Origin of the sequence: Nonomuraea sp. N2-4H, assembly GCF_045291505.1 — a bacterium.
GTDB classification, from domain to species: domain Bacteria; phylum Actinomycetota; class Actinomycetes; order Streptosporangiales; family Streptosporangiaceae; genus Nonomuraea; species Nonomuraea fastidiosa.
The window spans coordinates 2,078,325-2,091,616 of sequence record NZ_CP147987.1; the positions used below are offsets into that span (position 1 = coordinate 2,078,325).

General features: G+C 72.5%; 8 protein-coding genes. 7 read left to right on the forward strand and 1 reads right to left on the reverse strand.

Going from position 1 to position 13,292, the window contains the following annotated elements:
- Positions 1-23: 23 nt before the first annotated feature.
- The 5 genes from WBK31_RS09430 to WBK31_RS09450 all read left to right on the forward strand — a co-directional run bounded on the left by WBK31_RS09430 (position 24) and on the right by WBK31_RS09450 (position 8,330).
- Positions 24-911 carry a YegS/Rv2252/BmrU family lipid kinase gene (locus WBK31_RS09430; RefSeq protein WP_364065343.1) on the forward strand — a complete coding sequence of 296 codons (888 nt, stop codon included), beginning with the start codon at positions 24-26 and terminating at the stop codon, positions 909-911.
- Positions 912-1,001: 90 nt separating this feature from the next.
- Complete coding sequence (locus tag WBK31_RS09435; protein ID WP_406674645.1) at positions 1,002-3,725, forward strand: DEAD/DEAH box helicase; 2,724 nt, start codon at positions 1,002-1,004, stop codon at positions 3,723-3,725.
- A 585-nt stretch (positions 3,726-4,310) separates the two neighbouring features.
- Positions 4,311-6,056, forward strand: a complete 1,746-nt coding sequence (locus WBK31_RS09440; protein WP_406674646.1) for an ABC transporter ATP-binding protein — start codon at positions 4,311-4,313, stop codon at positions 6,054-6,056.
- A gap of 560 nt (positions 6,057-6,616) precedes the next feature.
- On the forward strand, positions 6,617-7,198 hold the full coding sequence (locus tag WBK31_RS09445) for a TetR/AcrR family transcriptional regulator (protein WP_378790061.1): 582 nt from the start codon (positions 6,617-6,619) through the stop codon (positions 7,196-7,198).
- Between the two features lie 937 nt (positions 7,199-8,135).
- On the forward strand, positions 8,136-8,330 hold the full coding sequence (locus WBK31_RS09450) for a hypothetical protein (RefSeq protein ID WP_378790060.1): 195 nt from the start codon (positions 8,136-8,138) through the stop codon (positions 8,328-8,330).
- 621 nt (positions 8,331-8,951) lie between these two features.
- Here WBK31_RS09450 and WBK31_RS09455 read toward each other — a convergent pair.
- The gene (locus tag WBK31_RS09455) at positions 8,952-9,848 is read right to left on the reverse strand and encodes a siderophore-interacting protein (protein WP_364065331.1); all 897 of its coding nucleotides are present in this window, start codon (positions 9,846-9,848) and stop codon (positions 8,952-8,954) included.
- Positions 9,849-10,020: 172 nt separating this feature from the next.
- On the opposite strand from WBK31_RS09455, the gene WBK31_RS09460 reads away from it, so the two are divergent.
- Both WBK31_RS09460 and WBK31_RS09465 read left to right on the forward strand, forming a co-directional pair.
- On the forward strand, positions 10,021-12,093 hold the full coding sequence (locus WBK31_RS09460; protein WP_364065329.1) for an alpha-galactosidase: 2,073 nt from the start codon (positions 10,021-10,023) through the stop codon (positions 12,091-12,093).
- A 98-nt stretch (positions 12,094-12,191) separates the two neighbouring features.
- Positions 12,192-13,181, forward strand: coding sequence for an ACT domain-containing protein (locus tag WBK31_RS09465; RefSeq protein ID WP_364065327.1), 990 nt, complete (start codon positions 12,192-12,194; stop codon positions 13,179-13,181).
- Positions 13,182-13,292 lie beyond the last annotated feature (111 nt).

Here is a 13,292-nt window from a genome sequence, read left to right on the forward strand (position 1 = left end):
CCCGGAAACGATAGGTTCCGGGCGTGTCCCCCCATATCGCCCTGCTCGTCAACCCCGCCGCCCGCGGCGGGCGTACGCTGCGCCTGCTCGAGCCCGTGGCGCGCCGGCTGCGCGCCGGAGGGGCCGAGCTGTCGGTGATCGTCGGTGACGACGCCGCCGACGCGCTCGCCCGCGCCTGCACGGCCGTCTCCGAACGTCCCGACGCGCTCGTCGCCTTCGGCGGCGACGGGCTGGTCCACCTGGCGGTGCAGGCGGTCGCCGGCACCGACGTGCCGCTCGGCATCATCCCGGCGGGCACCGGCAACGACATCGCCGCCGCGCTCGGCGTGCCGCGCAAGGATCCGCTCGCGGCGGCCAGGGCCGTGCTGCGGATGAAGACCCGGCCGGTGGACGCCGCCCGCATCGCGGCGGGCGGTGCCGAGGAGCTGTTCGCCGGGGTGGCGTGCTGCGGGTTCGACTCCCGCGTCAACGAGCGGGCCAACACCCTCACCTGGCCGCCCGGCATGGCCCGCTACCTGGTGGCGACCGCGCGGGAGCTGCGCGCGTTCCGGCCGATCCCGTACCGCGTCACCTTCGACGACGGCGAGCCGGTCGAGCGGGAGGCGATGCTGGTCGCGGTGGCCAACACCACCTCCTACGGCGCGGGGATGCGGGTCTGCCCGGACGCCAGGCCCGACGACGGGCTGCTGGACGTCGTGATGGTGGGCGCGCTGTCCACGGGGGAGTTCGTGCGGGTCTTCCCGAGCGTCTACCGGGGCACCCACGTCACGCACCCGGCGGTGTCGGTGCGGCGGGTGCGCAGCGTCCGGGTGGAGGCACCCGAGGTGATCGCCTACGCCGACGGCGAACGCATCGGGCCGGCCCCGCTGCACTGCGAGGTGCTGCCGGGCGCGTTGCGCGTCATCGTATGAGATCTACTTTGTGAAGGCGCCGGGTCGGAAGGCCCGGCGCGGGCGGCTGCCTGGACGGACCGGAATGGCGGTTTCGGTAGGCTGGCGATTATGACAACGCCAGCGGAACGCTATGCGGCCTTCCGTCAGAAGTTCGGGGACGACGGGGCCGCGCTGAGATCGTTCCGAGGTCTCTACGACTTCCCGCTGGACGACTTCCAGATCGACGCCTGCCGCGCCCTGGAGGCCGGCGACGGCGTGCTGGTGGCGGCGCCCACGGGGTCGGGCAAGACGGTGGTCGGCGAGTTCGCCGTCCACCTCGCCTTGGAGCAGGGCCTGAAGTGCTTCTACACCACCCCCATCAAGGCGCTGTCCAACCAGAAGTACAACGACCTGGTCAAGCGCTACGGCACGGGCAAGGTCGGGCTGCTGACCGGCGACAACAGCATCAACGGCGAGGCGCCGATCGTCGTCATGACGACCGAGGTGCTGCGCAACATGCTCTACGCGGGCTCGGCGACGCTGTCCGGGCTCGGGTTCGTGGTGATGGACGAGGTCCACTACCTCGCCGACCGGTTCCGCGGCGCGGTCTGGGAAGAGGTGATCATCCACCTGCCGGAGTCGGTGCGGCTGGTGGCGCTGTCGGCGACGGTGAGCAACGCCGAGGAGTTCGGCGAGTGGCTGGGCGCGGTGCGCGGCGACACCACGGTGATCGTGGACGAGCACCGTCCCGTGCCGTTGTGGCAGCACATGATGGTCGGCAAGCGCATCTACGACATGTTCATCACCGACGATCTGACGCCGCGGATCAACCCGACGCTGATGCGGGTGACGCGGGATGCGGAGCGGCTGATGGCGGGTCGTGGCCGGCGCGGCTACGGCCGGGTGCCGCGCTCGCGCCCGCCGGACCGGGTGCAGGTCATCGAGAAGCTCGACGCCGAGGGGCTGATGCCGGCGATCACGTTCATCTTCTCCCGCGCGGGCTGCGACGCGGCGGTGCAGCAGTGCCTGTACGCCGGCATCCGGCTGACGAGCGACCGCGAGCGGCACGAGATCCGGCAGATCGTCGACGAGCGCACGGCGCACCTGCCCGATGAGGATCTGGCGGTGCTGGGCTACCTGGAGTGGCGCGAGGGCCTGGAGCGGGGCCTTGCGGCGCATCACGCGGGCATGCTGCCGGCGTTCAAGGAGGTCGTGGAGGAGCTGTTCACCCGCGGCCTGGTCAAGGCGGTGTTCGCCACGGAGACGCTGGCGCTGGGCATCAACATGCCGGCGCGCACCGTGGTGATCGAGAAGCTGGACAAGTGGAACGGCGAGACGCACGCCGACCTGACGCCGGGGGAGTACACCCAGCTCACCGGCCGGGCGGGGCGGCGCGGCATCGACGTCGAGGGCCACGCGGTGGTGCTGTGGCAGCCGGGCATGGATCCGCTGTCGGTGGCGGGCCTTGCGGGCACCCGTACGTATCCGCTGCGGTCGAGCTTCCAGCCGTCGTACAACATGGCGGTCAACCTGGTCGGGCAGTTCGGCCGCGAGCGGGCCAGGGCGCTGCTGGAGGAGTCGTTCGCGCAGTTCCAGGCGGACCGTGCGGTCGTGGGGCTGGCCAAGCAGCTGCGCAAGCACGAGGAGGCGCTGGAGGGCTACCAGGAGGCGATGACCTGCCACCTGGGTGACTTCGCCGAGTACGCGGCGCTGCGGCGGCGGCTGTCCGACCGCGAGGCGGAGCTGTCGCGGCAGCGCGGTGCGGCGCGGCGGGCGGCGGCGGCGCGGTCGCTGGAGGCGCTGCAGCCGGGCGACGTGATCCGGGTGCCGGGCGGCCGGCGCGCGGGCCTTGCGATCGTGCTGGACGTGAGCCGCAATCCGCGCGGTCACGGGCCGAGCCCGCTGGTGCTGACCATCGGCAAGCAGGTGAAGAAGCTGGATCCGTCCGACTTCCCGGTGCCGGTGGAGCCGCTGGAGAAGGTGCGCATCCCGAAGAACTTCAACTCCCGCTCGCCGAAGGAGCGGGCGAACCTGGTCTCGACGCTGATGGCGAAGATCGGCGACCGGGACCTCGGCAAGCCGCCGCGGGTGCGCGACCACACGGTGGAGGACCCCGAGGTCAACGACCTGCGGCGGCAGATCAGGCAGCATCCGTGCCACGGCTGCGACGAGCGCGAGGACCACGCCCGCTGGGCCGAGCGCTACTACAAGCTGCTGCGCGAGACCGAGGGGCTGCGGCGGCGGGTCGAGGGGCGTTCCCACGTGATCTCGCGGACGTTCGACCGGATCTGCTCGGTGCTGCAGCAGCTCGGCTACCTGCGCGGCGAGACGGTCACCGACGAGGGGCGGCGGCTCGGCCGCCTCTACACCGAGCTCGACCTGCTGACCGCCGAGTGCCTGCGCAACGGGCTGTGGGAGGATCTCGACCCGGCGGAGCTGGCGGCGTGCGTGTCGGCGCTGGTGTTCGAGTCGCGGGCGTCCGACGACACGCGGCGGCCGAAGATCCCGGCGGGTAAGGCGCAGGACGCGCTGTCGGCGATGATCCGGCTGTGGGGCGAGCTTGAGGGCATCGAGTCGGACCACGGGCTGTCCACGATCAGGGAGCCGGATCTGGGGTTCGCGTGGGCGGCGTACCGGTGGACGAAGGGGCACAGCCTCGACGCGGTGCTGATGGACGGCGTGGGCGGCAACGAGCTGGCGGCCGGTGACTTCGTGCGGTGGATCAAGCAGCTGATGGACCTGCTGGGCCAGCTGGGGAACGCGGCGCCGGAGGGCAGCAAGATCCGGCAGACGTCGGTGAAGGCGATGGACGCGATGCGGCGGGGTGTGGTGGCGTACTCGTCGCTGAACTGACCCCCGGCCGGGCGTTGTGGCCCGGCGTGGCCGGTGTGGTCGGCGCGCTGATGTCGGCTCGGTAACCCGCTGCGGGCCGGTGTGGCCCGTGTCGGTCGCGTGTGGCCGGCTCGGTACCCGCCGCGGGCCGGTGCGGTCGCGTCGTCACGTGAGGTCGGCCCTGCGGCGTGAGGCCGCTTGACGGCCGTTGGCGGACGGTCTGAGGGCGCTCCGGAAGCGTGGCTTCTGGGGCGCCTTTTGGCGTCATATGACGCTGGTTTTACGTTTTTACTGGTGGGCGGGCGCCTTTACTTCTTCGCCGGAAACGCCTTTCCGCTCGGCTTTTACCGGTCAAGCCTTCCTGAAATCAACGATTATCTGCTGATTTATCGCATTTCGGGTGCTAGCGTCCGATTTGTCAGTGTTCAGCCAACGGGGGAGGAATCATGGCGAACACGCAACTGTCCGCGGTCGGCTTCAAGCAAGGATGGGGATGCCGCAGGCGCCGCCGCTGGCGCCGGTGGGGCTGGGGCTGGTGCGCCCGTCGTAGGTGGTGGGGGTGCTAGACACCTCCGATGAGGGCCGGCGGCCAGGCCGCCGGCCCCTTTGAGCGCCTCCGGCCGTGAACTCGCGCCGGCGATCACCATTCGCCGCACGTTCCGCGAGTTCTGGCCGGACACCCGCGGGTTGCGGCGCCATTTCGCGGCCGGGGTGGTTTTCGCCATCCTCGCCGCGCTCTGTGAGGTCGCCGCGATCCGCCTGTTCGGGCACATCACCGACGAGGTGCTGACGACCCGGAACCTTGACGCTTTCTGGTCTCCCGCGGCCATCTGGCTCGGGCTCGCCGTCGGTGCCGGCGCGCTGTCCTTCGCGGGGGCCTACCTCACCGCGCTGGGCGCGGAGCGGTTCCTGCTGGCCCTGCGCGACCGCGTGTACGCGCACGTACAGACGCTCGCCCCCGACTTCTCCGAGAAGCGGCGGCTGGGCGACCTGATGGCGCGCATGACGGACGACGTGGAGGCCATCGAGGAACTGGTCGGCTCAGGACTGGTCAAGGCCGTCACCACCGTGGCCGGCATCGTCTTCTTCGCCGGGGCGGCGTTCTTCATCCGCTGGGACCTGGCACTGCTGACGATGGCGTTGATCCCGCTGTTCGTGATCACCTCGAAGGTGTTCGCCTCGAAGTTCAGGACGGCGGCGGCGCGCGAGCGGGCCAGCAACGGGGCGATGAACAGCGTCCTGGAGGAAGGGCTGGCCAACCAGCCGCTCGTGCAGTCGTACAACCGGCAGGACGAGGAGTCCCGCAGGCTGCACAGCGAGGGGCGCACCTGGCTGCGGGCCAACATGTCGCAGGCCTGGCTGTCGGGTCTGTACAACCCGGCGGTGCAGGTCATCGAGACGATCTGCCTGATCGCCATCCTCGGGTTCGGCGCGTGGGAGATCGCGGCCGGGCGGCTGACGATCGGCGGGCTGCTGTCGTTCGCGGCGTACCTGGCCCTGCTCTACCCGGCCGTGCAGAGCCTGGGCGAGCTGGCCCTGACGGTGTCGGAGGCGGCGGCGGGATCGGATCGCGTGATCGAGATCCTGCACACCAAGCCCGCCGTACGCGACGCCCCGGACGCCGTCGCGATGGGCCGCTGCAGCGGCCGGATCGTCTTCGACCGGGTGAGCTTCACCTATCCGGGACGGAGCCGTCAGGTGCTGCGCGACCTGTCGTTCACCGCAGAGCCCGGCGAGGTCGTCGTGATCACCGGGCCCAGCGGGGCGGGCAAGTCCACGATCGCCAAGCTGCTGCTGCGCTTCTACGACCCGGACTCCGGGCGCATCCTGCTGGACGACACCGACGTCCAGGGCATCACACGGCAGTCGCTGCGCGACAACATCACCGTCCTGCACCAGGAGACGCTGCTGTTCTCCGGCACCGTACGCGACAACATCGCCTACGGGCGTCCCGGCGCCTCGTTCGACGAGGTGGTCAGGGCGGCCGAGGTGGCCGGGGCGCACGACTTCATCAAGCTGCTGCCCCAGGGGTACGACTCGCCGGTCGGTCAGCGCGGCCGGCTGCTGTCCGGCGGGCAGCGGCAGCGCATCGCGATCGCCAGGGCCATCCTGCGCGACACGCCGGTGCTGGTGCTCGACGAGCCCGTCACCGGACTGGACGTCGCCACCGCCGCCCACGTCATGCGGCCGCTGCGGCGGCTCATGGCCGGGCGTACCACGCTGCTCATCACGCACGACCTGCGGCAGGTGCCGGAGGGGGCGCGGGTGATCGAGATCGAGCCGGCTCCGCGGGAGGAGCGGATCCGGCTCAAGCGGGTCGGCGCGCGGTCCGGCTGGGGAACGTCCACGTGACCCCGGTCTCGCCGGCCCGGCACCCGTCCCGACGCTCCGGGGCGGGTGCCGGGCTTTCGGCGACCGTTCGCCCTCGGCCGCCGGTCGCCGCTGTGCCGGCGGGTCGTTGTCGTGGCGCTGACTGCTGCGACGCTCGGGAGGATTTCGGAGTTTCGCGTACGGCGCCGCGAAGGTCCCTGGCGGCTCCGGCGCGACGCCCCCGGAACAATCACCACCACCGCCGCGCATCCCCGGAAAGCCATCACTTTCATCCCCGGAACGCCATCGCGGCGGAATCTCTGAACGCCGCCATCACTGCGTGATCCACGGACGCTGCCGCCGCCGCGGAACCCCCTGAACGCCGTACTGCCGTGGAATCGTCGCCCCATCCACCTGGTGTTGGGTTTTAGCGGGATATTGCGGGATCGGCGGCGGTCGGCTGCTGGGGTGTTTCAGGGGTTGCGGTGGGATTTTGGGGGTGTATGTCGGGGAATCTCACGGGATAGAATCGGAGAGCATTCTCCGTTTGTCGCCGCGGGCCCGCTTTCCGCCTGCCGGCAGGCCGAAGGCAGGTGGAGATCATGGGCGACGATCACGGCGCCGCCAGGCCGCTGCGGGCCGACGCCCGGCGTAACAGGGAGCGGGTGCTGCAGATCGCCCAGCAGGCCCTGGCCAGCGACGGCCTGACCATCTCCTTCGATGAGATCGCCCGGCGTGCCGGGTTCGGGGTCGGCACCGTCTACCGGCACTTTCCCACCAAAGAGGCGCTGTTCGAGGCGGTGCTGCTCGGGCGGATCGAACGGTTCGTGGCCGACGCCCGCGCGCTGGCCACCGCCGAGGACGCCGGTCGGGCGTTCTTCGGCTGGTTCGCCGCAGTGGTCGAGCAGGCGTCGGGCAACCAGGCGCTGTGCGACATGCTGGACAGCGGCACGGCCATGCCGGTACGGCCCGGCTCCACGCTGGCCAGGGACTTCGCCGCGGCGCTCGGCCGATTGCTGGCGCGGGCCCAGCGGGTGGGGGCCGTGCGCGCCGACCTCACCGCCGAGGACGCCCTCGACCTGCTGCGCGGCTGCCTGGTCGCCGAGCGCGGAGCCCGGGCCAGGGGAGGGGCGGTGCGGATGGCGGACGTGGTCTGCGACGGGATGCGGGCCCGGTCGCTCTGACGCTCCTGACGGTCAGGGGCCTGGTGCGTGCGGCCTGACGGTCCCTGACGGTCAGGTGCCTGGTGCGTGCGGCCTGATCGTCCCTGACGGTCAGGCGCCTGGTGCGTGCGGCCTGACCGTCCCTGACAGTTGGGCGCGTGGTGCGTGCGGACCTCGCGACAAATAATGTCGATTACCAAATGGGAGAAACCTCATCTTGGTCGTCGTATGCCGCGCTGCGCCCGCTGATCGCTATTTGCGGAAATTCCAGTGTTTGTGGGGATTGATCACACTACGCTGCTACCGCTTGCCAAGTACGAGGGGAAAGCGGGCAACAACGTGTTCATCGCAGTCACAGTGCTGGCCGCCGCTGTTGTCGGCGCGGTGGTCTGGTGGCTCCGCCGGGGGACGGGGGAAGGTGCCGCCGACGACAGGTTCGAGGTGGACCGTTCGTGGGGGTTGCTGCCACCTGATGTGGAGGCGGCCTTCGTGGAGGGGCTGCGGGCGTACCACGATTCCGGCAGCGCGCTGCGGGTCCACGAGGAGCTGGAGGTGCTGGTCGCCTACGACCCGCCGCGGTCGATCTCCCTGCGCCTGCTCGCCGACGCCTTCGCCGCCCGCGGGGACGCCGCCCTGCACGACCCGCAGGGCACGGTCACGGAGCTGATGGCCGAGCTGGCGACGGCCGAGCGCCCCGGCGTCCTGCACCTGCGCGGCGAGTGGCCGCCGGCCGAGCCGGAAGGGGTGCGCGGCCCTAAGGTTGCGGATGGCCCGGAAATTGCGGACGGCATGGACGCCGAACGCTTCGCCACCGCCGTGGCCGAGACCGTGACGGAGCTGGTGAGGGGACCGGCGGGGGCAGCGGCCTCTGCGGCGGTCGCGGACGCGGCCGCCGAAGCGGTGGTAACGGACACGGCGGCCGAAGCCGCGGTAACGAGCACAGCGGCCGAACACGCTCATGCTGGACCTCGCCTACGTGCTCGACCGCTATCGGGAGGCGCGCGAGCTGCGTCCGGACGCGCCGGCCGGGGAGGTTTTGCGCGAGGCCGTCACGGGCCTGATCGCCGACGACGGCCCAGGCGTGACGTGGGCCCGCCCGCCGACCCCGGCCCAGCGCCGCCTGGTCCAGGACGGCCCACCCGAGCTCCACTGATCGCCCCGCACCCGGCCAGGGCCTGCGGGGGGCTGATTCGCACGCCCCGCGCCCCCGGCACAGCCGCGTCGCGCGTCCCGCGCGCAACCGCGTCGCGCGTCCCGTGTCGCGCGTCCCGCGTCCCGCGCGTAGCCACGGCCCCGCGGCCGGGCCTCGATCGAGCCTCCCTGACTGCCCCGGCGCAGCGCAGCTGCGGCCGACGGCCTCGCCAGTTGCTCCAACGGCCCCGGGGCGCGACTCGCTCATCGCCGCCCAGGGGCGAGTCGTGGGGCGGAATGGCAGCGTGGGGGCGGGCGGTCGGTGGCGGGGCTCGCCCATGCTGCATCGGCCGCCCGGCGCTCGGTTCAGCGGAGGTTGCTGGAGGGGTGGCTCGCGCGGACTCCGCCGGCCGTCAGGTACGCGACTCGCTCACTGGCGCGCAGGGGGCGAGTCGCGGGTGGGGCCGGGGGAGGCATCGTCGCGCAGGGGGCGGTAGGCCGGTGGTCTGGCTCGCGCGAAAAACGCCGACGGTGCTCGTGCTCATTGCCGACGGTGCTCGTGCTCATTTAGGCCAGGCGAGGGATGGCTCGGCAGAGGGGAGCCGGTGGGCGGGCACCGGGGGAGGTTCGATGCCTGAGGAGGTCAGCCGGTGTTCTCTGCGCGGCCGAGGCGCCAGTAGCCCATGAAGGCGACCGCGCGGCGGTCCATGCCGCGTTCGGCCACCAGGTGGCGGCGGAGGATCTTGATGACGCCGGCCTCGCCGGCCAGCCACGCGTACAAGGGACCATGCTCGGGCGCCTCCTGCGGGACCTCCCACAGCTCCTCGGCGTCGACGTCCACGTCCTCCAAGGAGCCGGGTGCGGCGGCCGGAGTGGGCAGCAGGCGGGCGGCGGCGGCCTGGACGGCGGGGATGAGCTCGGCGCCGCGCTCGCCGCCGTTGCGGGCGAGCCAGGTGACCTTGACGTTGGCGGGCGCCTCGATGGGCAGGGCGTCGGCGTCGAAGGGCACCTCCATGAGCACCTCGCCGGCCAGGTGGGCGGGGAGGCGTTCGAGGATGGCGCAGATGGCGGGGACGGCGGTCTCGTCACCGGCGATGAGCACGCAGCCGGTGCCGGCGGGCGGCCGGAACTCCAGGCCGCCGTGCGGGCCCTCGTGGTCGGCGTTGGGGCCGAGGAGCGCGGCGACGTCGCCGGGCTGCACCTGTTCGGCCCAGCGGGCGACGGGGCCGCCGTCGGGGTGCATGACGACGTCCACATCGACCTCGCCGGCCTCCCGGCGGACCGTCCTCGCGGTGTACGTGCGCATCACGTTGCGCTTGCCGGGGTCGAGCGTCCGCCAGCGCTGGTACCAGTCGGGCCCCTTCGGCAGGTACGCCATGCCGTGCTCGGGGGTCGGGAGGAAGAGCTTGACCCGCTGGTCGAAGCCGTTGTCGGCGAAGTGGCGCAGGTCGTCGCCGGCGAAGGTGACGCGCAGGAAGGACGGGCTGAGGCGGTCGAGCCGGTCTACTCGTACGTCGAACATGCGAAAGGGCTCGGTCATCCCCGGAATCCTCCAACGGCGATTTATTAGGTGAGCCTAACCTAAACGATCGCGGGGATTTAAGCGAGCCGGGGTTAGTGCATCGGCCCCACTCGGGACGATAGCGTCGTGAAGCATCGTGAACGGTGAAAACCGGGCCACCGTGCCCGCCCCCCAGATTGGAGTCCCGAACTTGTCTTCCGTGATCCTCTCCGCGGCGGGTGCCGCGCTGGTGCTCGACACCTCCGGCCCGGGGCTGCCCCGGGTACGGCACTTCGGCGCGGACCTCGGAGCCGGCGGACAGGACCTGGCAGCGGTGCTGCCGCCGTCGCCGGGCGCGCCCGCGCCGTCGCTGCTGCCCGCCCAGGCGGAGTCCTGGTACGGCAGGCCCGGCCTGTCCGGCGTGCGGGACGGCGAGCACTGGCCGGTGCGCTGGAGCGTGGAGAACGTGGAGGTGTCCGCCGAGCCGGGCGGCGGCGGCACGGTGACCGTGACGGCCGCCGACGAGCGTGCCGGGCTGCGGCTGGTGTGCGAGCTGGTCATGGAGGGCAGCGGCCTGGTACGGATGCGGCACGCGGTGATGAACACGGCCGCCTCGCCGTACCGGCTGGAAGGGCTGGTGTGCACGCTGCCGGTGCCCGCCCGCGCGGCCGAGCTGCTCGACTTCACCGGCCGGTGGGCGCTGGAGAAGGTGCCGCAGCGCAGGGAGTTCACCCGCGGGGTGTGGTCGCGGGAGAACCGCAGGGGACGCACCGGGCATGACGGCACCGGGCTGCTGATCGCCGGGACCGGTGGGTTCGGGTTCAGGAGCGGCGAGGTGTGGGCCGTGCACGCCGGCTGGAGCGGCGACCACGTGCACTACGCCGAGCGGCTGCCCGAGGGCGTGTCGCTGCTGGGGGCGGGCGAGCTGCTCGAGCCCGGCGAGGTCGTGCTGGCCCAGGACGCCACGTACCGTACGCCGTGGGTGTTCTTCACCTGGTCGGGCAGCGGCCTCGACGACGCCTCGCACCGGCTGCACGAGCACCTGCGCGCCCGCCCGCTCCCGGTGCGGCCGGTCACGCTGAACAACTGGGAGGCCACCTACTTCGACCATGGCCTCGACCGGCTGCTCGAACTCGCCGAGCGGGCCGCCGCGGCCGGCATCGAGCGGTTCGTGCTCGACGACGGCTGGTTCCGGCACCGCCGCCACGACCGGGCCGGGCTCGGTGACTGGTACGTGGACGAGGGCGTCTGGCCCGACGGCCTGCACCCGCTCGCCGATCGGGTGCGCGAGCTGGGCATGCAGTTCGGGCTGTGGTTCGAGCCCGAGATGGTCAACCCCGACTCCGACCTCGCCCGCGAGCACCCCGACTGGATCCTCGCCAGGCCGGAGCGCATGCCGCCGCCCCAGCGCAACCAGCAGGTGCTCGACCTGGCCAGGCCCGAGGCGTACGCGTACCTGCTGGAGCGGATCGACGCTCTGGTGCGCGAATACCGGCTCGACTACATCAAGTGGGACCACAACCGCGACATCGCCGAGCCCGTGCACGACGGCGCGCCCGGCGTGCACGCGCAGACGCTCGCCACCTATCGGCTGCTTGACGAGCTGCGCGAGCGCCACCCCGGCCTGGAGATCGAGTCGTGCTCGTCCGGCGGCGCGCGTATCGACTACGGCATCCTGGCGCGCACCGACCGGGTGTGGACCTCCGACTGCAACGACGCGCTCGACCGGCAGTCCATCCAGCGCTGGACCGGGCTGCTGGTGCCGCCGGAGCGGATGGGCGCCCACGTCGGCGCGAACCGCGACCACAGCACCGGGCGGATGCTGCCGCTGGCGTTCCGGGCCGCGACCGCGCTGTTCGGGCACATGGGCGTGGAGTGGGACATCACCTCCGCCACCGCCGAAGAACTGGAGGAGCTGGCCACCTGGATCGCGCTGCACAAGCGGCTGCGGCCGGTGCTGCACTCCGGCCGGGTCGTGCGGGCCGACCACCCCGACCCGACCGCGTTCCTGCACGGCGTGGTGCTGCCCGAGCGGGGCGTGTTCGCGTACGTGCAGCTCACCTCGCGGCTGGACGTCGGGCCGGCGCCGCTGCGGCTGCCCGGGCTCGACCCGGAGGCCACCTACGAGGTGCGCCTGGCCGGGCCCGTCCCCGAGCGGACCGTGCTGCCCGAGTGGGCCGCCGAGCCCGTCCGGCTGCGCGGTTCCGTGCTGGGCGAGCTGGGGCTGCCCGCGCCCGCCATGCGTCCCGCCTCCGCGCTCGTCATCGAGGTCGAGCGGGTCTGAGCCGGTGCCCGCGGAGTGCGGGTCGGTGAACGGGGTTTAATCCGGCCGCAACGCGGACACCCGTGGCCAGGTAACACGGGTGCCGCAGACTGTCGGTCATGGATGATGCACCCAAAGTGACGCAGGCCCGCCCCGAGCCCGCCACGACGCCCCGGACCGGTGACGGAGACGTGCCCGGTCTGGTCGACGCGGCCGGGCTCGGGGCCGGGCCACGCGCCGTTCCGGCCGCCGGGCCCGGGGCGGCGACGCGTGCCGTCTCCGCCGGCGGGCACGGGCGGGCCTGGTGGCGGGAGCTCGTCGAGATCGCCGCGCTGTTCGTCGCGGTCGGGCTGGCGCACCTGCTCGCCACCCTGCTCGGCCACCACGAGCCGGGGCCGGTCGTGCTCATCGGGCTGGGCGTGGCGTTGATCGCGGGATCGGCGGTCCACCGGTGGCTCGCCCATCACCGCCCGGTGGCGTCCGTACGGCGGCGGGCGCGGCGCAGGGCACGGGAGACGCCCGAGGCCCTGATAGAGGAGAGCGGGCGCGTCATGACGCTGTGGCGGATCCGGATGCGGGTGGTGGAGCGGCCGGGGCGGCTGGCCACCGTGGCGGGCGCGTTCGGACGGCTCGGCTGCAACATCCTGGCCCTGCACATCGCGCCGACCGGCGGCGGTGCGATCACACCGGCCGGGTGCGACGCGCTGGACGAGTTCGTCATCGAGGCGCCGCGCGACCTCGCGCCCGCCGTGCTCGCCGAAGCCCTGCAGGAGGCGGGCGGGCAGGACGTGGTGATCGTGCCCGCCAGGGTCACCGACCTGACCGACCCGGGCGTGCACGCGCTGGTGCTGGCGCAGCGCGTCGGCGACGACCCGGCGCGGCTGCCGGAGGCGCTGGGCGAGCTGCTGCGCGCCCCCGACGTGGAGTGGCGGCGGCCGGGCGACACCGCCGACGACGACGCCGACCCGGCCACCACCATGGTGGTCGCGGTGAACCCGGACAGGGCGCTGCTCGTCCGGCGGCCCGAGCTGCCGTTCACGCCGACCGAGGCGGCCCGCGCCTCCGCGCTCGCCGCCGCGGCCGCCCACGCCCGCTACCACTCCGGATGACACCGGGGGCGGTCCAGTCCGCTCGCGCCCGCTACCACGCCGGCGACATCCGCTACACGCCCGGTGAAACTCGACGGTAGCCCCGCCGCCCAGCAGGTTCAGCTGGCCCGG